This is a genomic window from Pseudoalteromonas sp. 2CM32C (genome assembly GCF_023161925.1).
Taxonomy (GTDB): domain Bacteria; phylum Pseudomonadota; class Gammaproteobacteria; order Enterobacterales; family Alteromonadaceae; genus Pseudoalteromonas; species Pseudoalteromonas marina.
The window spans coordinates 383,244-407,517 of record NZ_JALNTI010000001.1; the positions used below are offsets into that span (position 1 = coordinate 383,244).

Sequence of the window (24,274 nt, forward strand, 5' to 3'; positions counted from 1 at the left end):
TAGCTTTATTATTCAGTGTTCAGATTACTTAACTTATAAAACATGGTAACCAAACCAATCCGGTTTTATAGGTTGTGAAAGCCCACTTGGGCTAAGTTTTATTGTTAATTGGCTGTCGAGTAAATCAATTGCAAAGCAGTCGTCTACGTCGTGTAAGTCGTCTTTATGAATATGGCTCAGGCCTGCTAATAAATCATGTTTAGCACGCTGCTTTGCCTCTTCACTGCTGCTTGCTACATATAATGCAAAGTCGTGTTGCTCTGCCATTGAGTCGCTTCTGTAAGCGCCTAAGTTTACAAAATAAAGCTGTTTATTTTGTTCAACATAACCCTCTACCACTTCTACTTTGTAGCCATCAATATTGTTAACAGCCATAAAACTATCCATGTGTACGCTGTTTTTGTCGCCAACCCATTGGCTTTTTAATTTGGTGTAGGTTTGCTCTATGTTTTGCCCAACTACAAAGCGAATGTCGTGCATTTCTATGTGGCAGCCTTGAATTCGCCCGCCTAAATACACCATAAATAACTGCATGAGGATTCCTTTAATTTTTTACGCCAAAGTATCAACGTCAATATTATGTTTTTTAATGAGTTTATAAAAGTCTGAACGATTACGCTTAGCAAGCTTGGCGCCTTCTGCTACGTTGCCGCCTGCCATTTTTAGCGTATTAATAACGTAATCACGTTCAAACTCTTTTTTAGCGTCGTTTAATGAGAGTGGCTCTACACTTTTTTCGTTGCTATCGAGTGCTGCTAAGACTAAATGCGCTGAAATAACCTCACCGGGTGTTAAGGCTACCACTTGTTCAACAACATTTTGTAACTGACGAATATTTCCCGGCCAATCATAACGTACCAATGCGTGCATAGCATCATTGGCAAAATGTTTTTCATTTTGGTTCATTCGTTTAGCGATACTTGCGCTAAAGTATTGGGCTAGTAGGCTTATGTCTTCACGGCGTTCACACAGTGGTGGTAATTTTAAATTAACCACATTTAGGCGGTAGTACAAATCTTCTCTAAACTGCTGGTTTTTAATGGCTTCAGGTAAGTTTTTGTGAGTTGCCGATACAATACGCACATCAATTGAGATCTCCTCTTGAAAACCCACTGGGCGGATGGTTTTTTCTTGCAGTACACGCAGTAACTTTACTTGTAAGTTAAGGGGCATATCGCCAATTTCATCTAAAAATAGTGTACCGCCCTGCGCTTGCTGAAATAAACCTTGATGATCTTTTACGGCACCAGTAAACGCGCCTTTTTTATGGCCAAATAATTCAGACTCTAAAAGCTCCCCTGGTACAGCACCACAATTTATAGCCACAAAGGGCCCGTTACTTACTTGGCTATGCTGATGAATAGCCTGCGCTAATAACTCCTTACCCGTTCCACTGGCACCCGAAATAAGCACATTAACGTGAGTAGGCCCAAGTAACTTAACTTGTTCAAGCAAGTGCAACATGGCACCACTGCGCGTTACTATATTACCTTTTGATGGGGCTTCATCGGTATTTACACCGTGAATGTCTATTGCATTTGCAAGGCTATCAAATAGCTCGTCTTTATCGACCGGTTTAGTAATGAAGGCAAAAATGCCTTGTTTAGTGGCTTCAACCGCATCGGGAATAGAGCCATGCGCTGTCATCATAATTACTGGTAATGCAGGGTATCGGCTTTGCAGTTGACGATGCAGCGCCATGCCGTCCATTTCATCCATTCGTAAGTCGGTAATGACGGCATCAAACACGTGACTTTTTAAAATTTGTAGCGCTGCTAAGCCACTTTCACAAGTTGTTACTTGATAGCCTTTTGATTCAATACGAATAGCAAGCAACTTTAATAAACTTGCATCGTCATCAACTAATAACACTTTTGCTTTGTGCGGACTATTTGTGGCCATGGTTACTGCTCCTTGGTATCTTCGCGAAGTAATAGCTGCTGCTCTATATCTGCCAGCGACGACAGGGTTTTCTGCATTTGGTTATTAAGTGCTTGTTGCTCTTTGTGAGCATTTATTTGTAAGGTAATCTGCTGTTTTTGCAGCCATAAATACTGCTTTATATCATCAGGCCAAAAATAGGCTAGGTCGAGTTTGAGTAACTTTGTCATTACTGTATTTGGGTCGGTACTTACTTTTAAGCACATAAATTTAAAAAATGCTTTTAGCTCATTTTCACCTTTAAATGACCGCTTTGTTGGTGGCAATGTAAACCCACCACATTGATTTGCATGAAGCGCTATAACCCGCTCAGATGAAGGATAAATGGGGGCTAATTTAGGCATTGGCTTGGGGCTAGGAGATACGTTTTTAGTATTTGATGTTTTATTACCGCCCTGCGCTTGCGTGCCATTATTAAGCTCACAACCCGATACAATTAGGCTACCTGCAAGCACACATAAAATAGTGAGTATGCGCATTGTTAATTAACTCCTAAACTTTTACTGATTGGTATTTTTATTAAAAAACGGCAACCGTGTGGTTTATTTTTCTCAACACTTAATGTGCCTTGTAGCTGCTCAACCGTCTCTTTTACAATTGTTAGGCCCAAACCACTGCCTTGTAAGGTAATACTTTGGTCATGTTTACCTTGATAAAACGCACTAAAAATATGGTTTATTTCGTGCTCTTTAATGCCACAGCCATTATCGGCCACTACCAAACACAGCTGATGTTGCTCGCATTTTAATTTTACAGTCACACCTTGGTTATCATCAGAAAATTTTAAGCTGTTTGAAATTAACTGAATTAGCATCATTTCTATTAGTTCATTAGGAAGCGCAAGAACAGTGCTTGAAACAGAGTTTTGCCATTGAATACGTTGCTTTCGAGCCGTTAGACGATGCTCAAAATGGCCATTAATTTTTTTAATTAAATGATCAATATTAACCTCGCTTGAGCTGTTTATCGTTGCTCTAATAGCGTTATAACTCAGTAGGCTGTCTATCATCATGCGAAGGCGCACCATAGATTGAGTTATAAGGGAAAGCACTGCTTTTTGTTCGTCATTAATGGGGCCAACAATTTCATCTGTTAGTAAATCGGTTCCTTCAACCATAGAAGCAAGCGGTGTTTTAAGCTCGTGTGTTACGTGGCGTAAAAACGTATCTTTTTGTTGCTCAAGCATATGCAGCTGAGTTTGTACCCACTGTAGTTTTTCTCCAAGTTCGACTAACTCTGACGAGCCTTTTACTGCTATTTTTTGCTGCCAATCCCCTTGCCCTAACTTATCAATAACCCTAGTTAATCCCTTTAAGCGCCCACTTATACGCCATAAAAATCCACCACCAACAAATAAAGTAAGTGGAATAAGTGCCACCAGCCAATTTATAAACGACGTTTGTAGGCTAGCTAGCTCGTTTTGATTAAGGGTTATTTGCGCTTCGTTTTTATTTTTAAGCCACACTGTTAGCGCTGTAATTAACTCGCTTACAGGTACAAATAGCGCTGCATCTTGCTTTTTTTGTTCAACAAGTTGCTGGTGTGCTGTTTGTAAAACATTTAATAGCTGTGCCCATTGGCGTGTGTAATCTGGGTTTGTATTAATGTGTTTAAGGTCGTTTATGCTTTGTACTGAAGATTGCCATTTATCAACTATGAGGGTGTCGAGCGAATCACTTTTTAATACCCAGTTTTGTCTTGTTGCGCGCTCAAGACTGTTAAGGTCTTGCTTTAAGCTAGCGAACGATTTTGTAAGCTGATAATTATTACTTACAATTTGTTGAGTGGTTGCTAGCTGCTTGTTTAACGCATTTAAAAACACAATGACCACAATAGACAGTGGCAATAACGACAGCAGCATACTTAACGCAAACTGCCCTATTAAATTAGGGCGCCAATTAAGCATTGCATTGTAATGTTTAGTAAACGTTGCAACCATTGCAGAAAACTCTATCAGTAAATAACTCGCCTATTATTATCAATACCGCCTATACACATGCTGAACCATATTAATATTCACTCGCTATAGTGTTGCTAAATAGCAACATTGCAACCTATTGATTTAGTTAACATCATAAAAAACACCTCAAACTCTGTTGCTGTACTCATACAAAATTACACACATAAAGTGTAACTTTTACCTCCCCTTTTAAGCAATAAAACGTAAATCATTGAAAATAAACAAAAATAAAACATGGCACCCTTTTTGTTAGTAGGTATGACAAATGAATTTAATAAGGAAATACTCATGAGAGCAAAAGCTTTGGTTTTTTCAACATTACTTGCATTAGGTTTAGTTAATACAGACGCATATGCTATGGACGTTGAGGCTACGTTTGATGCGCTAGATAAGGATAATAACGGCTTGTTAAGCGAAGCCGAGGCCCAAATGGATGCTGTGCTTAAAGAAAACTTTGCACAAATAGACACAGACCAAAGTGGCCAACTGTCGCTAAATGAATTTAGTAAATTTATTCAATAATTCAACTTCAAAAGGAATGAAATTATGAAACAACTTATTGCCGCGTTTTTATTATTATTTTTAGCTATTAGTGCAACAGTGTTGGCCTCTCCTTCGGCTGTGCGATTTGCACACTTAGATACAAACATGGACGGCAGTATCTCGTTTGTTGAAGCTAAGCAGGATAAAGAGCTACTTAGACAGTTTACCGATTTAGACGAAGACAACGACGAGATGATCTCTAAAGCAGAGTTTGAAAACTTTAAGCCATAGCAGATTAAGTTTTGCTTAAGCTTTTAACTTGTAAAGTGTACTAAAGCATTTGCCATAATCCCTGAGGGAGTGTGTAAAAGGATTTAATGTTGGGAGTTAAATTATGGCAAGTGCTTTATCTTTTCAAGCTTTATACCTCGTTATTAAATACAACTTAATTACCCTTTTGGAAGGACTACCATGAAGATACGTTGCTTTGTAACTACCACGGCATTGCTATTTAGTTTTAATGCCTTAGCACTTGATGTAAAACAACGCTTTGATCACCTTGATATAGATAAGAGCGGTTACCTTACCCATAACGAATTAGAGCGGCAGCCACAGTTACTTAGCACGTTTATAATGTGGGATAAAAATCAAGACAAACAAATTTCATTAATTGAATTTAAAAACTACCTTACTAACAATCTTTACTGAGTATTTTAATGAACCCCATACGCTTATTTATTTTATGCACTCTAACCGTATTTAGTGCATCAAGCTTTGCCGCAAGTGACACTATTAACAACCAGTTTAAAAAAATAGACCGAAACAAAGACGGATTTTTAACGCGTTCTGAAGCCTCAATAGACCCCGCCTTGTGGTCTAAGTTTATTCGTTACGACCAAGATAAAGACGGCCGGCTAACACTGAGCGAATACCATTTATATGCCAGTAAGTAGCCCTTACATAAGTAACCTTTCTAACTTTAGGTTTTAGGTAATTAATTTAACAGCTAAGCAACCAGCTTAGCTTTAACTGTCTATTTTACGAGCTTATCGCATCCTGTTGGTATTCTAAAAAAGGGTTTGCTAGTGTTATTGCACTAAAAATAACAAAACAGTGTTCTATGTTACTCAAAAAATTACTTAAACCACTTGTACTTGCCAGCCTTTGTGCGGGCTCTAGCTTTGCCATTGCACAAACCAAAGTTATTTATAATGCTAATGGCTACACCCCGCTTTATAAAGGCAAAATGCAAAAAGGTGAACTTCAGCAATTTAGCACTTTAGTTATAAAAGATGGCAAAGTTGTAAAAGTAGGCGGCGACACACTAAAAGAAAGCTTTCCAGATGCCAAATTAATAAATGCAGAAGGCAACACATTACTGCCCGGCTTAATAGATGCTCACGGCCACGTTATTGGGCTTGGAGATAACTTATCGCAACTTGATGTACGCGGCGCTAAGTCGGTTGATGACGTTACAAATAAACTAAAGCAATTTGCGCAAGGCAAACAAGGTTGGATCATCGGCCGAGGCTGGAACCAAGAGTTATGGCCAGATACGCGCTTTCCTACCGCTAAAGATTTAGACAAAGTAGTAAGCGATCGTCCGGTTGTTTTATCTCGTGTTGATAGCCATGCAATTTGGGTTAACTCAAAAGCACTTGAGCTTGCGGGCATTAACGCCGATACAAAATCGCCAAAAGGCGGTGAAGTAATAAAAGATGAATTTGGTCACCCTACCGGTATTTTTGTTGATAAAGCTGAGTCGTTAATTGTTCAGCATATGCCAGCCCCTTCAAAACAAGATATTAGCAACTCGCTAGATGCCGCAGGAAAGCACTTATTGAGCTTAGGTATTACTTCTACTCATGACGCTGGCATAGATAAAGCCACATGGGAAGTGTACAAAGAGCGCGGCGATCAAGGTAATTTACCTCTGCGTATTGTGGCAATGCTAAGTGGTGCTAGCCCAGATTTACCAGCGATGTTAAAAGCGGGGCCATATCACGATAACTACGATTTTATGGAAATTCGCAGTGTTAAAGTGTATGCAGATGGGGCATTAGGCTCGCGTGGCGCAGCGCTTATTGAAGATTATGCCGACCGTGCTGGCCATCATGGTTTGATGCTTGAAACCCAAGAAAAACTCGAAGCTTTATTTACGCAAAGCTTTAAAAACGGTTTTACCGCCAACACCCATGCCATTGGTGACAAGGCCAATCGTGTGGTTTTAGACGCCTACGAAAATGTATTTAAAAAAACAGGCGGTATTTTACTGCGCAACCGTATAGAGCACGCGCAAATAGTAACACCAGACGATATTCCTCGATTTAAAGCACTAAAAATTATCCCATCAATGCAACCTGTTCACGCTACGTCTGACATGCATATGGCAGAGCAACGCCTAACTGAAAAGCAACTTAGCTTTGCATACGCATGGCAAACATTTTTACAACAAGGTTCTGTGGTTGCTGCGGGTTCTGACTACCCTGTAGAGCTTGCAAACCCGTTTGATGGTTTATATTCATCAATAACGCGAATGGATCATAACAAACTGCCTGAAAACGGCTGGCGTCCAAGCGAAGTACTAAGCCGCGAAGATGCACTACGTGCGTTTACACTAGGCGGTGCTTATGCAGCGCATCAAGAGTTTAAAATAGGGAGCTTAGAGCAAGGTAAATGGGCCGACTTTATTTTAGTGGATAAAGATTACTTTAAAGTACCCGTTGAAGATATATACAAAACCCAGGTGCTACAAACATGGATTGCCGGTATGAAGCGCTATGAAAAAGAATAACAATAAAGCATTAGTTTTAAATAGATAAATAAATTAATAAATATCACTAAAGTAATTAAAAAGCGTGTCGATAATCATAAGTACTTATAATTTCTTATTATGTTTCAGGATGAAAGCATGTTATCAAAAAAAGTAACTTTGAGTTTATCGGCACTATTTACTCTTTCACTATCAGCTTGTTCTACCCACCCTATTTATAACGGCCATGCGCCACACAATAACAAGCATCACCACAAATCATATGTTAAATACGAAGAAAACAATTACCCAAGAGTAAGCAATTGGCAATTCCCTGAGAATAACTATCGGCCAGTTAACAGTAGTAAGTTATTAAGTAATTACACTGAGCAATTAGCCATGAAGCTAATTGAAAACATGAACTACATTAATAGTAGTACGCCTATAGCAATTACATCTTTTGTTAACCTTGACGACAACTTGCAAACCACAAATATTTTTGGCAATCACTTAGCTGAAAGTTTTATTTCTGAGTTGCAAGAGTTTGGGCTATCAGTTGTAGACTATAAACATACTGGTGCCGTTCATGTTACACCTATGGGTGATTTTTCATTTAGTCGTAATGGGCAAGAAATTAAAGGCTACCCGCATATTGAATATACACTATCTGGAACCATTACATATACGAACAGAGGCGTGATTGTTAATGCTCGCATTATAGGTGCAAAATCTAAGGTTGTAGTCTCTTCCGCTAAAGGCTTTATACCTAGCTTCATTGTTGAATCTTTATATCCAACACGTAAAACAGATGGGATAATGTTAGACGCTATTCAGTAAATACATGAAAGGGTTAACGCACGTTAACCCTTTTTTAATACACATCATGTCATTTAGCTTTTTGGCTGCTGTGCCTCTGGCTGAACAGCTTTTGGCTGACGGTATAATTTTATAATGTGATACAAGTTAACCAATGCCAGTAACGCGTTGGTAAAAACAACGGGAACAGCACCAATGGCTACACCGTAAGCCGTAAACACAATACATCCTAACATGTTGTACCAACGAAGCTTTACTACATCGGTCATAGTGAGTGATGCAACCAATAAAGCTGACGCAATATAGCCTAAATATTCCCAACTCAATTGTTCTCTCCTAACCTTTGGGTTAGCATTACACTAATGCTAACTTATTACAGTTGTAAGTATTGCAAAGTAATAGCACTTTGCTTAATTATGAGCGTTATTTAGATTTTGAAAATAATTGGCTAGTAAGAGGGTAGCTCTCTCATATTAATAATTAAGCGAAGTGACGTACGTAAATAAAAAGCTAACTTGCTTAAAAACCTGAAAAAGTTTGCCGGCAAAAAAACCAACAAATTCTTAAATCATTACACGGGAAATGAAGGTAAAATAATACCCATAGCAAAGCTAAAAGTATTAGTAGCAAGTTAGCGTAAATTCTTAATGTGTTAATGCTACCGTCATTAAAACATAATAAATAGGACAAATGTCCGAAGAGCATATTGATGTTTCAATACCATTTTTCTAGTTATCTTGTTGAACAGCTATTAACCTTTGCAGGTAGTAGTTATCAACAATCAAAAAAAGAAGTGCTGATCCATCAAGATCAGCCTTTAAGCAAGCTTGTGCTTGTGCGCAGCGGCACTGTGTCATTTAGTTATGACGTAGGAAACGGACGACGCCTGCTGCTAGGACAACTGGATTGTAATAATACCCTGATAGGTGAAATAGAAGCACTTAACAACAATCCGTGTATTTATACGGTAACGTGTTTTAGTGATGTGACTTACAACCTGATTGAATTAAGACATTGGCGTGCATTATTGCTCGAAAAACCAGAGCTAAGTTTATACACAGCACAAACTATTGCGGCTAAGTTTCAAGAAAATCAAAAAATCAACTTAGATAAGTTATTACTGCCACTTAGTTACAATATAGCTAAAGATTGCCTGCTGAGAGCCGAGAATAGCAACCCTACCCTACTTAGAGCCTACCCAACGGTAAACGCAGAGGCAGAACGTTTTGCAACCACTGAGCGAGCTTACAGGCGTGTTGTAACAGAGTTAGTAGAAAAAGGCCTAGTGCAAAGAAGTACTAATGGTTTACAAGCGGTCGATATTCCAATGCTTAGTGAATATGTAGACAGCTTTGCACAACTCTAAGCACACAAAAAAAGGCCAATTAAGGCCTTTTTTATTGCCCTAAAAACGAATAACACGTTCGTAAGGCTAAATATGCATTCGATGCACTCGTTGTATTAATCTTCTAACAAAATATCGTGAATTTTTACTAAGTCAGATTTACCTTCAATAATTTCATCCGGTGTTAAACCCGACAATTCATGCGGGAATACTAACCATTCTTCCGACTCATGAATGTAGTAATCAGGCACGGTATCTACTTTTGAATTTTTTGGTTTGTAGTATGGGCAAGCAATTCGAATATCGCGCGGTAAATTTAAGCGCATTAGTTCTGAAAGCTTTTCTTTTAGTGCAACAATACTGCGCCCTGAGTCAAATACATCATCAACAATAAGCAGAGAATCACCCGCATTAGCGTTTTCTACAATGTAATGTAAGCCGTGTACTTTAATTTCTTTTGATTGCTGGCCAATACCGTAATAAGACGATGTACGCACTGCAATGTGGTCAGTTTCAATACCTTTGTAATCGTAATATTCTTGCACAGCAATACCAATTGGTGCACCACCTCGCCAAATACCTATAATAAAATCAGGACGAAAGCCGTCTTTGTATACTTGTGCCGCTACGCGGAATGAATCTTCAAGTAACTGTTGAGCTGTGATATAGCACTTATCTGACATAGTTAGAAACCCCAGTGGTGGATATTATATTTGAGCGTAGTTTAGAGTAAAACCAACTTAGCCACTCAAACAGGTATTGGCGATGGATTTTACCGTAAATTAAATAAAATTGCTTGCTTGTAGATCAAAAAAGGCACCAAACGGTGCCTAATTTAAATATAAAAAGCCTAACTTAGTTAATATTATGCTTTTTCTAGCAACGTACGAGCAACCGTGCGCATACCTTGTGTTGTTGCGCCAGCAGCCCATTGGCTCGTGCTACCCATGTTAAATGCCGCAGCTAAATCAATGTGTACCCAACCTTGGCCATCGTTTGGCACAAAGCGTGATAAGAAGCCAGCCGCATTTGACGCACCACCATAGCCGCCCCCTTTTTGCGCTCGGCTGTTCGCCGTATCAGCATAAGGTGATGGGCAGTTTTGTTGGTGCCACTTTTCAAGTGGTAATGGCCAAGCGGCTTCCATTTCTTGAGATGCAAAACCTTCAACCTCACGCGCTAGCTCTTTATCTAGTGCAAACAACGCATTGTATTCTTGACCAACAGCAACCAACGCTGCACCCGTTAATGTTGCAGCGTCAATAATTAAAGGCGCGCCTGTTTCACCTGCAGCCATTAAGCCATCGGCAAGCACTAAACGCCCTTCTGCATCAGTATTTACAATTTCAACGGTTGTGCCATTTTTGTAAGTAAGAATGTCGCCTAATTTGTAAGCGTGGCCAGAAATTAAGTTCTCAGCACAACATAAAAATAATTTAATGCGCTTTTCTATGCCACGATTAATAGCAAGTGCTAAACCAGCCGTTACTGTTGCAGCACCGCCCATATCGCACTTCATTCCTAGCATGCCTTCGCTTGATTTAATTGAATAACCGCCCGAATCAAACGTAATACCTTTACCCACAAGGGCTGCACTAACGGGTGCGTTATCGTCGCCTGTTGGGTTGTAATCAAGCTCTAACAATACCGGAGGGCGAACACTTCCACGACCAACAGCATGAATACCAATCCATTGCTGCTCTAATAACGCATCACCTTTAATTATTTGATAGCTTACGTGCTCTGGCGCAAGCGATTGAATAAACTCAGCTGCTTTTTCAGCAAGACTTTCAGGGTATATATCGTCTGCGGTGCCATTAACCATTTCACGCGCCCATGTTGCTGAGCTTTTTAAATGCGCAAGTTCTTTAAGATCTGACTGTGCGTTATCAACAAATTCAACACCATTTAACATTTTTGGTGTTACAAAGCCTTGGTAAAAAGCCCATTGGCTTTCAGTGCACCACGTGTCGCCCGCAAGCTCAACATGCTTAACACCTTGATTAGCAATTGTACGCGCTGCTTTTTGAACATTTTTTAATGTTTCTTGCTCAGATAAATGAACGGTTGCGCCACGCTCGTTAAAAGACAACGTTGCGCTTTCGCCCCAATGACTCGGTGCTGCGTGTTCGCTTAGTTGAACAACAAATTTTTCACTCATGTTAGAATATCCTTGCACTTAAATGTGCTGTTGAGTTTACTATAGTGCGCCTAAGTTCCCAACAGCTTGAGATAAATAACCCCTATCACGCTATTTAACCGCATTGGACACAACCATGAAGTACACACCTGCACTGCAATCAGCCACACTATTAAAACGCTACAAGCGCTTTTTAGCTGATTTAAAACTAAACAATGGCGCTGAGTTTACCGCCCATTGTGCTAACACCGGAAAAATGACCGGCTGCGCCGAACCAGGTTTTACTGCTTTTTATTCAACCAGCGATAACGCAAAACGAAAATATCCACATTCATTAGAGCTGACCAAAAACAATTTAGGGCAATTAATATGTGTTAATACAGCGGTAGCCAATAAAGTAGTAGAAGAAGCGATTAATCATAAAGTGATTGATGAACTAACAGGCTATGAGCAACTTCAAAGTGAAGTTAAATACGGCAGTGAAAATAGCCGAATCGACTTTTTACTCACAACCCCAAACAAACCAAGCTGCTACGTTGAAGTTAAATCGGTCACTTTAATAAGCCAAGATGATCCACACAGCGGCCAAGGTTATTTTCCGGATGCACAAACACTGCGTGGACAAAAACACCTTCGCGAACTTATTGAAGTGGTCGAATTAGGCCATCGCGCCGTACTACTGTTCGCTGTTTTGCATGAGGGTATAAATATTGTCAGCGCGGCGGCGCATATTGATGAAAAATACGCAGCGCTTTTACAACAAGCCATCGATGGCGGTGTTGAAGTTATCGCTTATAAAGCACTTATTTGCGCAAACGAAGTCGTTCTTCATAAAAAAATAGCATTTGTAGCTTAATGTATAACCCAATCATTAAGCTCAGTAATTGTAATTAGAACAAACAACGCGATGAAAAGATTGAAGCAATAAAAATCAATTCCAGAGTTAAACTTGTTTTTTAAAGTTTTGCCCTCATATATAGGCAAGTTTTACAAACCAGTAAGTTAGTTAAATAAGCACCCTCATTTAACGCACTTTTTACTCGCAAAGCATGGTTGAAGCTAATTCGAATAATTAAAAATAAATTTGCCTAGGGTATAAGTTTCTGTTATTTATACCGCCGGCTAATGCTGAGGCATTAAATTAAGGATTTAGGAGAGAGTTATGCCAGACCAAAAGAAACATGGTTTATTGGCTCAAGCCGGTTTAGAACCATACCAAGAAAAACCAGGCGAAGAGTATATGAATGAAGCACAACGTGCTCATTTCAAAACGATTTTAGAAACTTGGCGTAACGATTTACGTAACGAAGTTGATCGTACAAAATCGCATATGCAAGACGAAGCTGCTAACTTTCCTGACCCAGTTGACCGCGCTGCACAAGAAGAAGAGTTTTCTTTAGAACTTCGAACTCGTGACCGCGAACGTAAATTAATTAAAAAAATTGAAAAAACAATTATTTTAATTAAAGAAGATGATTTTGGCTTTTGTGAATCTTGTGGCATTGAAATTGGTATTCGCCGCCTAGAAGCGCGACCAACTGCCGATTTATGCGTAGACTGTAAAACACTTGCAGAAATTAAAGAAAAACAAGCTGGACGCGGCTAATTAACCTTATTAATTAGCATGCCACCTGCAGCCGTTACTGCGCCTATGCGCAACTATCGCGGTCGTTTTGCACCGTCTCCTTCTGGGCCACTTCATTTTGGCTCACTTGTTGCGGCTGTGGGCAGTTACCTTGATGCAAAAGCAAATAAAGGGTCTTGGCTCGTCCGTATCGAGGATATAGACACCACTCGAGTGGTGAAAAATGCCGACACCGATATTCTAAATACCTTACAAGCCTATTGCCTCCACTGGGATGAATCAGTTGTTTATCAAACTAAGCGGCTCGATTTATACCAAGACGTAGTCAGCTCCCTTGAAAATCAACAATGTGTTTATGCTTGCCACTGTAGCCGAAAACAAATAAAAGCATTGGGTGGAATTTACCAAGGCCAGTGTAAAAACCTTGGCCACCCAACCGATACAGGCGCACTACGATTAACACAATGCCATGCAACCACACACTTTAACGATCTGATTCAAGGTGATATTAGTGTTAGTAGCGAGCTGGCACACGAAGATTATATAATAAAGCGCAGTGATGGCTTATTCGCCTACCAATTAGTGGTTGTTGTAGACGATATTGATCAAGGGATAAATAGGATTGTTAGAGGCGCCGATTTAATTAAGCCAACAGCACGGCAAATCAGTTTATTTAAACAACTTAATCACCCTATTCCTGAGTTTGCTCACTTACCTTTAGCCGTTGCCAAGCCCGGTTTTAAACTATCTAAACAAAACTACGCTCCTGCAATTAGTAAAGCAGAACCAAAACCCGCATTGATAAGTGCCTTTGAATTTTTAGGCTTGCCAACTCATGCCAATTTAATGGATTTAACTACTGAGCAACTCATTGAATGGGGCATAAATACCTTTGAGTTAAAACAAGTGCCGCAAGTCGCTGAAATACAAATTTCTCAGTAGCAAACAAGTTAAGCCAAGCAATTTACTAAACTGTGTAAATAAAATCGTTAAAAACAGCTTAATTTCAACACATCAACTTAATTTTTAAACCCTGCTGGTATATGATAGCCGCCTAAATATGTGCTATTTGAGTAAGACGGTGAGTATTGGGGTTTAACACCACTATTTGCGGTTATTTTTGATTGCGATGAAAGGCCAATCAACACCTTCTAGGAGACGGATTATTATTTCCAAGCTTTTTCAATTTTGCCGACAGATAATCGGCCCAAATACGAGTGCTGAAAATGCCTCTGCCTCTGTAAGCAGCGAACCATTAGTAATCACGCGCGGTGAGCATGGTATTTCTCGTAAACAATTTAGCCCAAATGCAATCAAAGTTTTATACCGATTAAAAGACGGTGGCTTTGATGCCTACCTCGTTGGTGGTTGTATTCGCGATATATTGTTAGGTCAACAACCTAAAGACTTTGATGTAGTCACTAACGCAACGCCCGACCAAGTTAAAAAGCTTTTTAGAAACTGTAGATTAATTGGTCGCCGTTTTCGTTTAGCTCACATTGTATTTGGCCGTGAAATTATTGAAGTGGCAACCATGCGCGGTCATCACGAAGCGCCTGAGTCTAAAAACCAAATAAGCCAATCAAGTACTGAAGGGCAATTATTACGCGACAACGTATTTGGTAGCATTGAAGAAGATGCTGAGCGCCGTGATTTTTCAATTAACGCGCTGTATTACTCAATTAACGATTTTAGCATTCATGATTACGCCAATGGTTTAGCCGCTATTAAAGCAAAACAAATAGAGCTTATTGGCGACCCTGAAACACGCTACCGTGAAGATCCAGTGCGTATGTTACGCGCAGTTCGATTTGCAACAAAGCTTGATATGAGCATTGCGCCTAATAGCGAAAAGCCGATCAGCGAGCTTGCCAGCTTACTTGATAACATTCCACCGGCGCGTTTGTTTGAAGAAGTGCTTAAACTGTTTTTAAACGGTAAAGCTGAAGCTAACTTTTTAATGCTTCGCCAGTACGGGCTTTTCCGTGCATTATTTCCTGCGCTAGATAAAATTTTAGAAGCCAACCCAAATGGTTTAGAACAAGCCTTTGTTCAGCAAATGTTTCAAAATACCGATAAACGCATAAATGCAGATAAAAAAGTAACGCCTGCATTTATTTTTGCCGCGCTATTATGGTTCCCACTTTTAGCAATAACCAAAAAGCTTCAAGCCGAAGAACAACTTAGCGAATACGATGCCTTTGCACAAGCAATGAATAAAGTACTTAGCGAAAGCGCACAACATATTGCAGTTCCAAAACGCTTTACGTTGGGTGCGCGCGATATTTGGCATATCCAGCACCGTTTAGATAAACGTGCAGGCCAACGTGCTTACAGGTTAACGCAACAACCGCGCTTTAAAGCCGCTTACGACTTTTTATTATTGCGCGTTGATGCGGGTGAAACTGAGCATAAAGAACTTGCACAGTGGTGGACTCAATACCTTAGCCAAGATATTAACGGTCAAAAAGACATGGTTAAAAACTTAGGTCATCAAGGTGGTCCAAAGCCGCGTAAACGCTCTCGTCGCCGCGCACCAAGAAAGCCAGCTGAGTAATAACATGAACTGTGTTTATTTAGGGTTAGGTGCTAACTTAAACTCGCCTAAACAACAGCTTGATAATGCGATTGCGGCACTTAAAAAACTGCCGCATAGCGAGTTTGTAAGCGTGTCTCACTATTACGCAAGTAAACCCATGGGACCGCAAGACCAACCCGACTACATTAACGCAGTTGCATGTATTAATACACATCTTGAACCAGAACAGCTACTTGATTTAACACAAAAAATTGAACTAGAGCACGGCCGTGTTAGAAAAGCCGAACGTTGGGGTCCTCGAACGCTAGACATAGATACCCTTTTGTTTGGTAATAAAATTATTAATACTGCACGCTTAACTGTGCCCCATTATGGCTTGAACGAACGCGAGTTTGTGGTGTATCCACTGCTTGAACTTGCGCCAGAACTTATTTTACCCAGCGGCATTGCACTAAAAACCATTGCAACTAATTTACCGCTCAACGACTTACAACAATTACCTCTGTAATTAACCAAGGCTTATGCCTGCGAGGAATATTATGTCTAAAATAACCGTTTCTACTTTAAATAAAATGAAAGCAGAAAATAACAAAATCACAGCTTTAACTGCTTACGATGCAAGCTTTGCAAAGTTATTTCATGATAATGGCGTTAACGTTATTTTAGTCGGTGATTCATTAGGTATGGTGCTACAAGGCGGTGATGATACGCTTGGCGTAACCAACCAAGATATTGCTTATCATACGCGCTGCGTGCGTGCAGGAAGCCGTGAATTATTTGTTATTGCTGACATGCCATTTATGACATATTCAAGCGTTAACGACACCTGTAAAAATGCCGCAGAACTTATGCGCGCTGGTGCAAACATGGTTAAACTTGAAGGTGGTGAATGGCTTTACGACAGTATTAAAGCGCTTACTCAACAAGGTATTCCTGTGTGTGGGCACTTAGGCCTTACCCCTCAATCTGTGCACGTATTTGGCGGCTTTAAAATCCAAGGCCGCGAAGAAGACAAAGCACAAAAGATGATTGATGATGCAAAAGCACTTGAAGCCGCTGGCGCACAACTATTAGTACTAGAGTGTATTCCGAGTGCATTGGCAAAACGTATTACTGATGCGCTTAGTATTCCAACCATAGGCATTGGTGCTGGTAATGTGACCGACGGTCAAATATTAGTAATGCACGACCTAGTGGGTATTTCGGCAGGTTATATTCCAAAATTTTCAAAAAACTTTTTGCTAGAAACTGGCAACATGCCAGCGGCCGTTCAAAAATATTGTACCGATGTAAAAAGTGGCGCTTTTCCAAGTGCTGAACATGAGTTTAAATAATGCAGTCAATTACTGAAATTAAATCATTACGTAGTCAAATTAAAGCATGGCGACAAGCGGGCTTGAGTGTGGCGTTTGTGCCAACAATGGGCAATTTACACCGAGGACACTTTTCACTCGTTGAAAAAGCAAAAACCTTAGCTGATAAAGTGGTTGTTAGTATTTTTGTAAACCCAATGCAATTTGGCGCTAACGAAGATTTAGATAACTACCCACGTACATTATCAGAGGACAAACAAGGCCTTGCAGAATTAGGTACTGATATTGTATTTACACCAAGTGTAAGCACAATTTATCCAAATGGCCTTGGTGAGCAAAGCTTTGTTGACGTACCAGGTGTGTCGCTTGGTTACTGTGGTGGTTCGCGCCCAGGGCACTTTAAAGGCGTTGCAACTGTTGTGACTAAGCTATTTAACCTAGTGCAACCTGACTACGCTTGCTTTGGTGAAAAAGACTTTCAACAACTGCAAGTGATTAAAACGATGGCTCGCGACCTATCTATGCCTGTTGAAATTATTGGTGTACCCACCATGCGAGAAGTATCAGGGCTTGCTATGAGTTCACGTAATGGCTACCTATCAGCAGAGCAAAAAACAACAGCAACTGCTTTATTTAAAGCGTTAGGCCAGTGTGCCGAGCAGCTTAAGCAAGGTAATAAAGATTTCACTTCGCTTAAAGCACATGCTAAACAAAGCCTAGAGCAAGCAGGCTTAAAGCCAGACTATTTTGAGATAGCTCAACGAGATACCTTAAAAACTGCTACACTCGATGATAACCATTTTGTTATTTTAGCCGCCGCCTTTTTAGGCTCTGTGAGATTAATTGACAACATGCAGGTCGATATTTAATTTATTGAGCTTACTTTAAGGATTAAAAATGCATATATTAATAAAAACAAGCGTGGTTGCGCTCACTTTAGCTGTTTTAGCCGGTTGTCAAAACCATGTTGAAAATGCCGAGATGAACCAATGTGCTCAACAAAACTTTCGCTGCGAAAGCACCTGCGAGCAACAAACAACAGCTGAAGGGCTTAAGCAACAAGTATGTTCTGCTAAATGTGTAGAAACATACAACCAATGTAAAGCACGTGCTGAAAAGTTAGGTGGTATTTAATTCCCTAAAATGTTTAATTTTAAGCACAAAAAAACCGCTCAATGAGCGGTTTTTTTATTGCTTAGGTTTATTATTTTAAACCTAGCTTTTTAAGCTCTACTTCAACTAGCTTTGCAGAAAGAGGAACATAACCATCTTTTTCTACAATTTGTTGACCGTCTTTTGAAAGAATCATTTTTAAGAATTCAGCTTCCATCGGAGACAAGGCTTTATTTGGGTGCTTGTTAACGTACACGTATAAAAAGCGAGAAAGTGGGTATTTACCTTGCGCAACGTTATCAAGTGTTGCATCTACAAAGTTAGTGCCTTTTTTAGACAATGGAACAGTACGTACACCTGACGTTTTGTAACCAATACCTGAGTAGCCAATTGCGTTCAGTGAAGACGAAATTGATTGTACTACAGATGCAGAACCCGGCTGTTCATTAACGTTATTACGGAAGTCACCTTTACACAGTGCTTTTTTCTTAAAGTAACCGTAAGTACCTGATACAGAGTTACGTCCGTATAATTGAATGTCGCGTGCTGCCCAGCTACCTTCAAGGCCTACATCGCTCCAACGGTTAACTTGCTCTGACGCACCACACTTACGAGTTGATGAGAAAATAGCGTCAACTTGGTCAATACGAAGACCTTCAATTGGGTTATCTTTGTGTACATAAACAGCAAGTGCATCAATAGCTACACGAACTGCTGTTGGCTTGTAACCGTAACGTTTTTCAAACGCTTCGATTTCTTTTGATTTCATTGCGCGGCTCATTGGACCTAGGTTAGCAGTACCTTCGGTTAATGCTGGAGGCGCTGTAGAAGAACCTGCCGCTTGAATTTGAATGTTTACATTTGGGTAAATACGTTTGTACTCTTCAGCCCAAAACGTCATCATGTTAGCTAAAGTGTCAGAACCTACTGATGAAAAGTTGCCTGATACGCCGCTGATTTTTTGATACTCAGGAATGTCTTGATCTAAAGCCACTGCTTGAGCAGATACGAAAGTTGTAACAGCCACACCCATTGCGGCAACTAAATTTTTAAATTTCATGTGGGTTCTCCGATTTGTTCGTCCCATTTTCTAACTGCTGCCCACTCTAAAGTGAGTACATGACAATGATATGACTCTTAAATGACACTTTTATGACTTTACCAAAACTTGTTGTTTATTTTGGGGTTCAACGATCTTATCTATTGAAAAACAAAAAGAAAAACAAGAACCCTTTCCAACTTCGCTGGTGATATTTAATTTACTATCGTGGCGTGTTAACACATGTTTTGTAATTGCCAAGCCTAAACCAGACCCACCAGTGGTTCTGCTTCGTGCTTTATCCACACGATAAAACCGCTCAGTCAGCCGATTAATATGTTCTGCAGCAATGCCATCACCGTTATCAACAACAGTAAAACAAGCGGTATTATTTTTACGAAGCCAGCTAACCTGTATTTTTCCGCCGGGTTTAGTGTAATGAATAGCGTTAAAAACTAAATTAGAAAACGCACTACGCAGCTCATCTTCAGAGCCTTTTATGTCGAGTGTGATATCTATATCAAAGAGTAATTCGTGGCCTTTGTCTTGATTAATAGACTGGGCTTCTGTTTGAATATAACCAAGTAACTGAGGTACATTAATTGCTTTATCGTTATCTTGTCGGCGTGAACCTTCTATTCGGGAAAGGGATAATAACTGGCTGACCAAACTGTCCATGCGTTTGCACTGCTCAAGCATGGTAGATTGTGCTTTATTCCACATTGCAGGAGGCGGTAAGTTGTCGCTGTCCATCATTTCAAGGTAGCCTGTAACCACCGTAAGCGGCGTACGCAGCTCATGCGATACATTGGCAACAAAATCTTTACGCATTTGTTCAAGCTGCTTTAAACGGGTTACGTCGCGCACCACAACCATTAACTGCGTAGTTGCATAGGGCATTACCCTAAACTCAAGCACTTGTTCAATAGCATGGCCATTATCAAGTTCTAGTGCTTCGTCAAAATCACCTTTGTGCATATATTTTGCAAACTTAGGTTCGCGTATTAAGTTATCTAAGCGCTGCCCATGATCGGTAGGCCACTGCAGCCCTAGTACCTTAAGCGCTAGCTGATTGCACCACACAATGCTTAAGTCGGTTTGAAGCACAATAACAGCATCGGGTACCGCTTCGGCCCCATCACGAAATCGCCTAATTAAATCAGCCAATTCATTTCGTTTTTTTCGGTTACGGTGTTGTAGGTGATAAATGCCTTCAAACACTTGCTCCCATGCACCTTCGCCTTCAGGGGGGTTAAAACTGCGCTGATTTAAAAGCCAATCGCTTAAACGGTATAATTGATGATAATGCCAAACAAGAAGTGAAAAAGAGCCTAAAAATAAAAGCAAAAAAGGTGCGCCAACTAGCACACCAATTAATAGTAAGGGTAAAAAATAGATAAACAGACGTTTTATTAACGCCTGCTTATTAACAACTCGATACATACACTCACTTTACCTTAGAGTAGTTATACACGTATAAATTAAGCTGGTGTTTAAGTAGGTTATAGTTTACTTGAAAAACGGTACCCTGCACCACGCACGGTTTGAACCAAACGATCGTGTCCTAACGGACCAATTGCTTTGCGTAAACGACGAATATGAACATCAACAGTACGGTCTTCCACATACACATTGGTTCCCCACACATGATCTAACAATTGTTCACGGCTGTAAACCCGTTCAGGGTGAGTCATGAAAAAGTGAAGGAGCCTAAACTCTGTAGGGCCCATATCAAGCTCATTTCCTTCAGAAGTAACACGATGAGAAATAGGATCTAAACGTAAGCCATGCACTTCAATCGCTTCTTCTAAAGAGGTTGGCGACACACGACGAATAACCGCTTTAATACGCGCCATTAATTCTTTTGGCGAAAACGGTTTAGTTACGTAGTCGTCAGCGCCTACTTCTAAGCCGCGTACTTTGTCTTCTTCTTCACCGCGAGCTGTAAGCATAATAATAGGTATTTGGCGCGTGTGTTCGTTTTGCTTAAACTTTTTAGCAATTTGAATACCGCTTCCGCCAGGCAACATCCAATCAAGCAATACCATATCAGGGTAAGGCTCAACCATTGCAGCAATAGCAGAATCATAATCTTCAGCTTCAATTGCCTGAAATCCATTTTGCTCTAATACAAAAACAAGCATCTCTCTGATAGGCGCTTCGTCGTCTACGACTAGTACTTTACGTGACATTCCAATTTATCTCTTAAGCTATCGAATAAGTTTTCATTATTATGACTAAGTATTACATTTTTATGAAAGTGTAACGTGTAAATTAAAATCGGGGTAAAAAAAAGCCAAATTAATAATAAAAATCTCACTCCTGTCACAAATTTATATATTTTAAAAATTGAATAAAGACATTTTTAGTACTTACAAAAACTAAACTTTAAATATGATCGAATACTCAGATCATTGCTTTACTAAGTCTGCCTTTGTTTGTATTTACTTAGCTTTTAATAGATCTGGATTTTACTAAGCTTCACTTTAAAGATCAGATTTTTACCAAGGCGATCAATGTTGAGATCACTACTCTACCTACTCAAAAAGTTAAGCTGTTGATTGTTTGTACAAATAAAAAAAGATCAGATTATTTTTAATGCTAAATAAAGCTAAATAAAGCTAAAAATTACGTTTACTTAGTAAAGCAATGATCCAAAACAACCTGTGTTAGTAAATGAGTGATCCCAATTAATACCGTTGGTAATTGCATGATCTGCTATTGGCAGGCAATAAAAAAGCCAGTAATAATATTACTGGCCTTTACACATTGATCTGTTTAATCGATCGATTATTTAATCTGTGGTGCTAACTCGCCGCTTAAGTACTTAAGGTGCATGTCATCAAGAGAAATTGGTTTAATTTTACCAGCCTGTCCTGCCGTTCCAAACGAGTTGTAACGCGCAACACAAATCTCTGTCATCGCTTTTGTAGCTTCTGCTAGGTATTTACGTGGATCAAAGTTAGATGGGTTAAGCGCCATATGACGACGAATAGCACCGGTAGACGCTAAACGTAAATCGGTATCAATATTTACTTTACGAACACCGTGCTTAATACCTTCAACAATTTGCTCAACTGGTACACCGTAGGTTTCAGGAATTTCGCCACCGTACTGGTTTATGATCTCTAACCATTCCTGTGGTACCGACGACGATCCATGCATTACTAAATGTGTGTTAGGAATACGTGCGTGAATGGCTTTAATGCGATCAATTGCCAAAATATCATCTGTTGGTGGGCGCGTAAATTTGTAAGCCCCGTGCGATGTACCACATGCAATCGCAAGCGCATCAACATGGGTTTTATTTACAAAGTCAGCGGCTTCTTCAGGATCAGTTAGCATTTGATCAGTTGTTAATTTGCCTTCTGCGCCTACACCGTCTTCTTCGCCCGCTTCACCCGTTTCAAGTGAACCTAATACACCTAGCTCGCCCTCAACCGATACACCGCACGCATGTGCCATAGCCACTGTTTCGCGAGTAACTTCAACGTTGTATTCATAACTTGAAGGCGTTTTACCATCGCTCATTAACGAGCCATCCATCATTACTGATGAAAAACCAAGTTGAATTGAACGCTGACAAACACCGGGCGAGGTGCCGTGATCTTGATGCATTACGACAGGGATATGTGGCCATTCTTCAACGGCTGCTAAAATCATATGGCGAATAAATGGTGCACCGGCATAAGCACGAGCGCCTGCTGATCCTTGAACGATTACTGGGCTGTTTGTTTTGTCAGCCGCTTCCATTATTGCGCGCATTTGCTCTTGGTTATTCACGTTAAAAGCGGGTACGCCGTAACCATGCTCAGCTGCATGATCTAAAAGTTGTCGCATACTGATTAAAGCCATTGGGTATTCTCCAATTTATCGATAGCATTTCACTGCCATCTAGTTTGAACGGATATGTTAGTTTGGCGTTTAAATAACACCACGAAACCCACTGCTCTGCAGTTAAGCTTCGTACACATTAATTATTAAATTAGGGTGAGAGGTATTTAATAATTAATGATTAGTGAGGGTTTCCCCTCACTTTACACGGCTAAATAACTTTATTTAGCGCGTGACTCTAGCATTTCTACTGCTGGAAGTTTTTTGCCTTCTAAAAACTCTAAGAACGCACCACCACCGGTAGAAATGTAAGAAACTTTATCGGCTATGCCGTATTTATCAATTGCAGCTAAAGTATCACCGCCACCCGCAATTGAAAATGCGTTTGAATTAGCAATTGCTTGAGCAATAGCACGTGTGCCGTTGCCAAACTGATCAAACTCAAATACACCTACAGGACCATTCCATACTACCGTGCCTGCATTTGCAATAATTTTAGCAAGTTGGCTGGCGGTATCTGGGCCAATATCAAAAATCATATCGTCGCTAGTCACTTCGCTTACATCTTTAAGCGTAGCAACTGCTGACTCTGAAAACTCATTACCTACCACTACATCCGTAGGAACTGGAATTTCACCATCGTTTGCCTTCGCTGCTGCACATAAACGATTTGCTTCATCCATTAAATCAGCTTCAAAAAGTGATTTACCTACCGGATTGCCTGCAGCTGCAATAAACGTATTAGCAATACCGCCGCCAGTTACTAGCTGGTCAACAATTTTAGACAGTGAATCTAGTACAGTTAGTTTAGTCGAAACTTTTGAACCACCCACAATAGCCACTAATGGGCGAGCTGGATTATCAAGTGCTTTTCCTAATGCTTCAAGTTCAGCCGATAGTAATGGGCCTGCACAGGCAACATCAGCAAATAAACCAACACCATGAGTAGAAGCTTGTGCGCGGTGAGCTGTACCAAAGGCATCCATTACATATACATCACACAGTGCTGCAAGTTGCTTAGATAACGCTTCATCGTTTTTCTTCTCGCCTTTATTAAAACGCACGTTTTCAAATACAACCACTTCGTTATCAGCTACATCTACGCCATTTAAGTAGTCTTTTTCAAGACGTACTGTTTGCGCTAGCGCATCGTTTAGGTAATCAGCTACAGGGGCAAGCGAGTATTCTTCGTTGTATTCCCCTTCCGTAGGACGGCCAAGGTGTGACATAACCATTACTTTAGCGCCTTTCTCAAGGGCTAATTTAATAGTAGGTAGTGCAGCACGAATACGTGCATCTGACGTCACTTTACCTGCTTTAACTGGTACATTTAAATCTTCACGAATTAATACGCGTTTGCCGTTTAAATCTAAATCTGCCATTTTTATGACCGACATGAATATCTCCTTAGTTA

At 40.1% G+C, this 24,274-nt stretch carries 27 protein-coding genes; 15 read left to right on the top strand and 12 right to left on the bottom strand.

Annotated elements, in window-relative coordinates; translation table 11 throughout:
- Positions 1-33: 33 nt before the first annotated feature.
- Genes MTF67_RS01805 through MTF67_RS01820 form a run of 4 tightly spaced genes read right to left on the bottom strand, consistent with a single transcriptional unit; the run spans position 34 to position 3,880 of the window.
- Positions 34-534, bottom strand: coding sequence for a DUF1543 domain-containing protein (locus MTF67_RS01805; RefSeq protein ID WP_006791892.1), 501 nt, complete (start codon positions 532-534; stop codon positions 34-36).
- Positions 535-552: 18 nt separating this feature from the next.
- Positions 553-1,902, bottom strand: coding sequence for a sigma 54-interacting transcriptional regulator (locus tag MTF67_RS01810; protein WP_039036469.1), 1,350 nt, complete (start codon positions 1,900-1,902; stop codon positions 553-555).
- 2 nt (positions 1,903-1,904) lie between these two features.
- A complete protein-coding gene (locus tag MTF67_RS01815) occupies positions 1,905-2,420 on the bottom strand; it encodes a hypothetical protein (protein ID WP_039036468.1) in 516 nt (171 codons plus the stop codon).
- Between the two features lie 2 nt (positions 2,421-2,422).
- Entirely contained in the window at positions 2,423-3,880 is a 1,458-nt protein-coding gene (locus MTF67_RS01820; protein ID WP_248518549.1) for a HAMP domain-containing sensor histidine kinase, read from the bottom strand.
- Between the two features lie 309 nt (positions 3,881-4,189).
- Between MTF67_RS01820 and MTF67_RS01825 the strand changes: the two genes are divergently transcribed.
- The 6 genes from MTF67_RS01825 to MTF67_RS01850 all read left to right on the top strand — a co-directional run bounded on the left by MTF67_RS01825 (position 4,190) and on the right by MTF67_RS01850 (position 7,973).
- Positions 4,190-4,423, top strand: a complete 234-nt coding sequence (locus MTF67_RS01825) for a cag pathogenicity island protein Cag25 (protein WP_039036466.1) — start codon at positions 4,190-4,192, stop codon at positions 4,421-4,423.
- 24 nt (positions 4,424-4,447) lie between these two features.
- Complete coding sequence (locus MTF67_RS01830; RefSeq protein ID WP_008130972.1) at positions 4,448-4,675, top strand: hypothetical protein; 228 nt, start codon at positions 4,448-4,450, stop codon at positions 4,673-4,675.
- Positions 4,676-4,855: 180 nt separating this feature from the next.
- Entirely contained in the window at positions 4,856-5,092 is a 237-nt protein-coding gene (locus MTF67_RS01835) for an EF-hand domain-containing protein (RefSeq protein WP_248518550.1), read from the top strand.
- A gap of 8 nt (positions 5,093-5,100) precedes the next feature.
- Positions 5,101-5,337, top strand: a complete 237-nt coding sequence (locus tag MTF67_RS01840) for a calcium-binding protein (RefSeq protein ID WP_008130970.1) — start codon at positions 5,101-5,103, stop codon at positions 5,335-5,337.
- A 167-nt stretch (positions 5,338-5,504) separates the two neighbouring features.
- Positions 5,505-7,178 carry an amidohydrolase gene (locus MTF67_RS01845; protein WP_248518551.1) on the top strand — a complete coding sequence of 558 codons (1,674 nt, stop codon included), beginning with the start codon at positions 5,505-5,507 and terminating at the stop codon, positions 7,176-7,178.
- A gap of 117 nt (positions 7,179-7,295) precedes the next feature.
- On the top strand, positions 7,296-7,973 hold the full coding sequence (locus tag MTF67_RS01850; protein WP_248518552.1) for a FlgO family outer membrane protein: 678 nt from the start codon (positions 7,296-7,298) through the stop codon (positions 7,971-7,973).
- 53 nt (positions 7,974-8,026) lie between these two features.
- Here MTF67_RS01850 and MTF67_RS01855 read toward each other — a convergent pair whose 3' ends face one another.
- Positions 8,027-8,278, bottom strand: coding sequence for a YgjV family protein (locus MTF67_RS01855; protein WP_008130966.1), 252 nt, complete (start codon positions 8,276-8,278; stop codon positions 8,027-8,029).
- A 383-nt stretch (positions 8,279-8,661) separates the two neighbouring features.
- Here MTF67_RS01855 and MTF67_RS01860 point away from each other — a divergent pair, with 383 nt between their 5' ends.
- Positions 8,662-9,318, top strand: coding sequence for a Crp/Fnr family transcriptional regulator (locus tag MTF67_RS01860; RefSeq protein ID WP_010555776.1), 657 nt, complete (start codon positions 8,662-8,664; stop codon positions 9,316-9,318).
- Between the two features lie 95 nt (positions 9,319-9,413).
- Here MTF67_RS01860 and MTF67_RS01865 read toward each other — a convergent pair whose 3' ends face one another.
- Both MTF67_RS01865 and pepB read right to left on the bottom strand, forming a co-directional pair.
- Positions 9,414-9,980 carry a phosphoribosyltransferase family protein gene (locus MTF67_RS01865; protein ID WP_006791881.1) on the bottom strand — a complete coding sequence of 189 codons (567 nt, stop codon included), beginning with the start codon at positions 9,978-9,980 and terminating at the stop codon, positions 9,414-9,416.
- A 182-nt stretch (positions 9,981-10,162) separates the two neighbouring features.
- The gene (gene pepB, locus MTF67_RS01870; RefSeq protein ID WP_058428430.1) at positions 10,163-11,458 is read right to left on the bottom strand and encodes an aminopeptidase PepB; all 1,296 of its coding nucleotides are present in this window, start codon (positions 11,456-11,458) and stop codon (positions 10,163-10,165) included.
- Between the two features lie 115 nt (positions 11,459-11,573).
- Here pepB and sfsA point away from each other — a divergent pair, with 115 nt between their 5' ends.
- From sfsA to MTF67_RS01910, 8 genes are all read left to right on the top strand, one after another.
- Entirely contained in the window at positions 11,574-12,293 is a 720-nt protein-coding gene (gene sfsA, locus MTF67_RS01875; RefSeq protein WP_138740512.1) for a DNA/RNA nuclease SfsA, read from the top strand.
- A 306-nt stretch (positions 12,294-12,599) separates the two neighbouring features.
- A complete protein-coding gene (dksA, locus tag MTF67_RS01880) occupies positions 12,600-13,043 on the top strand; it encodes an RNA polymerase-binding protein DksA (RefSeq protein WP_006791878.1) in 444 nt (147 codons plus the stop codon).
- An 18-nt stretch (positions 13,044-13,061) separates the two neighbouring features.
- A complete protein-coding gene (gene gluQRS, locus MTF67_RS01885) occupies positions 13,062-13,964 on the top strand; it encodes a tRNA glutamyl-Q(34) synthetase GluQRS (RefSeq protein WP_248518553.1) in 903 nt (300 codons plus the stop codon).
- Between the two features lie 187 nt (positions 13,965-14,151).
- A complete protein-coding gene (gene pcnB / locus MTF67_RS01890; protein WP_006791876.1) occupies positions 14,152-15,579 on the top strand; it encodes a polynucleotide adenylyltransferase PcnB in 1,428 nt (475 codons plus the stop codon).
- 4 nt (positions 15,580-15,583) lie between these two features.
- The gene (gene folK / locus MTF67_RS01895; protein WP_058428428.1) at positions 15,584-16,069 is read left to right on the top strand and encodes a 2-amino-4-hydroxy-6-hydroxymethyldihydropteridine diphosphokinase; all 486 of its coding nucleotides are present in this window, start codon (positions 15,584-15,586) and stop codon (positions 16,067-16,069) included.
- 31 nt (positions 16,070-16,100) lie between these two features.
- Positions 16,101-16,895, top strand: a complete 795-nt coding sequence (gene panB, locus MTF67_RS01900; RefSeq protein ID WP_006791874.1) for a 3-methyl-2-oxobutanoate hydroxymethyltransferase — start codon at positions 16,101-16,103, stop codon at positions 16,893-16,895.
- Positions 16,895-17,743: a pantoate--beta-alanine ligase gene (panC, locus tag MTF67_RS01905; protein ID WP_010555769.1), complete on the top strand. Its 849-nt coding sequence runs from the start codon at positions 16,895-16,897 to the stop codon at positions 17,741-17,743. The genes panB and panC overlap by 1 nt, the downstream gene beginning before the upstream one ends.
- A 28-nt stretch (positions 17,744-17,771) precedes the next feature.
- On the top strand, positions 17,772-18,008 hold the full coding sequence (locus MTF67_RS01910; RefSeq protein WP_006791872.1) for a hypothetical protein: 237 nt from the start codon (positions 17,772-17,774) through the stop codon (positions 18,006-18,008).
- A 70-nt stretch (positions 18,009-18,078) separates the two neighbouring features.
- Here the strand turns inward: MTF67_RS01910 and MTF67_RS01915 are convergent, their stop codons facing one another.
- The 5 genes from MTF67_RS01915 to MTF67_RS01935 all read right to left on the bottom strand — a co-directional run bounded on the left by MTF67_RS01915 (position 18,079) and on the right by MTF67_RS01935 (position 24,257).
- Complete coding sequence (locus tag MTF67_RS01915) at positions 18,079-19,047, bottom strand: phosphate ABC transporter substrate-binding protein (protein ID WP_006791871.1); 969 nt, start codon at positions 19,045-19,047, stop codon at positions 18,079-18,081.
- A gap of 90 nt (positions 19,048-19,137) precedes the next feature.
- Positions 19,138-20,469 carry a phosphate regulon sensor histidine kinase PhoR gene (gene phoR, locus MTF67_RS01920; protein WP_248518554.1) on the bottom strand — a complete coding sequence of 444 codons (1,332 nt, stop codon included), beginning with the start codon at positions 20,467-20,469 and terminating at the stop codon, positions 19,138-19,140.
- 59 nt (positions 20,470-20,528) lie between these two features.
- Positions 20,529-21,218, bottom strand: coding sequence for a phosphate regulon transcriptional regulator PhoB (gene phoB / locus MTF67_RS01925; RefSeq protein WP_006791869.1), 690 nt, complete (start codon positions 21,216-21,218; stop codon positions 20,529-20,531).
- Positions 21,219-21,816: 598 nt separating this feature from the next.
- Positions 21,817-22,881, bottom strand: coding sequence for a class II fructose-bisphosphate aldolase (gene fba, locus MTF67_RS01930; RefSeq protein WP_006791868.1), 1,065 nt, complete (start codon positions 22,879-22,881; stop codon positions 21,817-21,819).
- Positions 22,882-23,081: 200 nt separating this feature from the next.
- Positions 23,082-24,257, bottom strand: a complete 1,176-nt coding sequence (locus MTF67_RS01935) for a phosphoglycerate kinase (RefSeq protein WP_006791867.1) — start codon at positions 24,255-24,257, stop codon at positions 23,082-23,084.
- Between the last annotated feature and the right edge of the window lie 17 nt (positions 24,258-24,274).

What these genes read in the sequence shown, in the direction of transcription:
- phoB (WP_006791869.1), bottom strand. Translation starts at nt 21,218, where the DNA reads ATGTCACGTAAAGTACTAGTCGTAGACGACGAAGCGCCTATCAGAGAG.
- MTF67_RS01835 (WP_248518550.1), top strand. Translation starts at nt 4,856, where the DNA reads ATGAAGATACGTTGCTTTGTAACTACCACGGCATTGCTATTTAGTTTT.
- panB (WP_006791874.1), top strand. Translation starts at nt 16,101, where the DNA reads ATGTCTAAAATAACCGTTTCTACTTTAAATAAAATGAAAGCAGAAAAT.
- MTF67_RS01865 (WP_006791881.1), bottom strand. Translation starts at nt 9,980, where the DNA reads ATGTCAGATAAGTGCTATATCACAGCTCAACAGTTACTTGAAGATTCA.
- MTF67_RS01845 (WP_248518551.1), top strand. Translation starts at nt 5,505, where the DNA reads ATGTTACTCAAAAAATTACTTAAACCACTTGTACTTGCCAGCCTTTGT.
- MTF67_RS01840 (WP_008130970.1), top strand. Translation starts at nt 5,101, where the DNA reads ATGAACCCCATACGCTTATTTATTTTATGCACTCTAACCGTATTTAGT.
- MTF67_RS01825 (WP_039036466.1), top strand. Translation starts at nt 4,190, where the DNA reads ATGAGAGCAAAAGCTTTGGTTTTTTCAACATTACTTGCATTAGGTTTA.
- MTF67_RS01805 (WP_006791892.1), bottom strand. Translation starts at nt 534, where the DNA reads ATGCAGTTATTTATGGTGTATTTAGGCGGGCGAATTCAAGGCTGCCAC.
- MTF67_RS01830 (WP_008130972.1), top strand. Translation starts at nt 4,448, where the DNA reads ATGAAACAACTTATTGCCGCGTTTTTATTATTATTTTTAGCTATTAGT.
- panC (WP_010555769.1), top strand. Translation starts at nt 16,895, where the DNA reads ATGCAGTCAATTACTGAAATTAAATCATTACGTAGTCAAATTAAAGCA.
- MTF67_RS01810 (WP_039036469.1), bottom strand. Translation starts at nt 1,902, where the DNA reads ATGGCCACAAATAGTCCGCACAAAGCAAAAGTGTTATTAGTTGATGAC.
- pepB (WP_058428430.1), bottom strand. Translation starts at nt 11,458, where the DNA reads ATGAGTGAAAAATTTGTTGTTCAACTAAGCGAACACGCAGCACCGAGT.
- MTF67_RS01850 (WP_248518552.1), top strand. Translation starts at nt 7,296, where the DNA reads ATGTTATCAAAAAAAGTAACTTTGAGTTTATCGGCACTATTTACTCTT.
- MTF67_RS01820 (WP_248518549.1), bottom strand. Translation starts at nt 3,880, where the DNA reads ATGGTTGCAACGTTTACTAAACATTACAATGCAATGCTTAATTGGCGC.
- MTF67_RS01915 (WP_006791871.1), bottom strand. Translation starts at nt 19,047, where the DNA reads ATGAAATTTAAAAATTTAGTTGCCGCAATGGGTGTGGCTGTTACAACT.
- phoR (WP_248518554.1), bottom strand. Translation starts at nt 20,469, where the DNA reads ATGTATCGAGTTGTTAATAAGCAGGCGTTAATAAAACGTCTGTTTATC.
- dksA (WP_006791878.1), top strand. Translation starts at nt 12,600, where the DNA reads ATGCCAGACCAAAAGAAACATGGTTTATTGGCTCAAGCCGGTTTAGAA.
- gluQRS (WP_248518553.1), top strand. Translation starts at nt 13,062, where the DNA reads ATGCCACCTGCAGCCGTTACTGCGCCTATGCGCAACTATCGCGGTCGT.
- MTF67_RS01910 (WP_006791872.1), top strand. Translation starts at nt 17,772, where the DNA reads ATGCATATATTAATAAAAACAAGCGTGGTTGCGCTCACTTTAGCTGTT.
- MTF67_RS01935 (WP_006791867.1), bottom strand. Translation starts at nt 24,257, where the DNA reads ATGTCGGTCATAAAAATGGCAGATTTAGATTTAAACGGCAAACGCGTA.
- pcnB (WP_006791876.1), top strand. Translation starts at nt 14,152, where the DNA reads ATGAAAGGCCAATCAACACCTTCTAGGAGACGGATTATTATTTCCAAG.
- folK (WP_058428428.1), top strand. Translation starts at nt 15,584, where the DNA reads ATGAACTGTGTTTATTTAGGGTTAGGTGCTAACTTAAACTCGCCTAAA.
- fba (WP_006791868.1), bottom strand. Translation starts at nt 22,881, where the DNA reads ATGGCTTTAATCAGTATGCGACAACTTTTAGATCATGCAGCTGAGCAT.
- MTF67_RS01860 (WP_010555776.1), top strand. Translation starts at nt 8,662, where the DNA reads ATGTTTCAATACCATTTTTCTAGTTATCTTGTTGAACAGCTATTAACC.
- sfsA (WP_138740512.1), top strand. Translation starts at nt 11,574, where the DNA reads ATGAAGTACACACCTGCACTGCAATCAGCCACACTATTAAAACGCTAC.
- MTF67_RS01815 (WP_039036468.1), bottom strand. Translation starts at nt 2,420, where the DNA reads ATGCGCATACTCACTATTTTATGTGTGCTTGCAGGTAGCCTAATTGTA.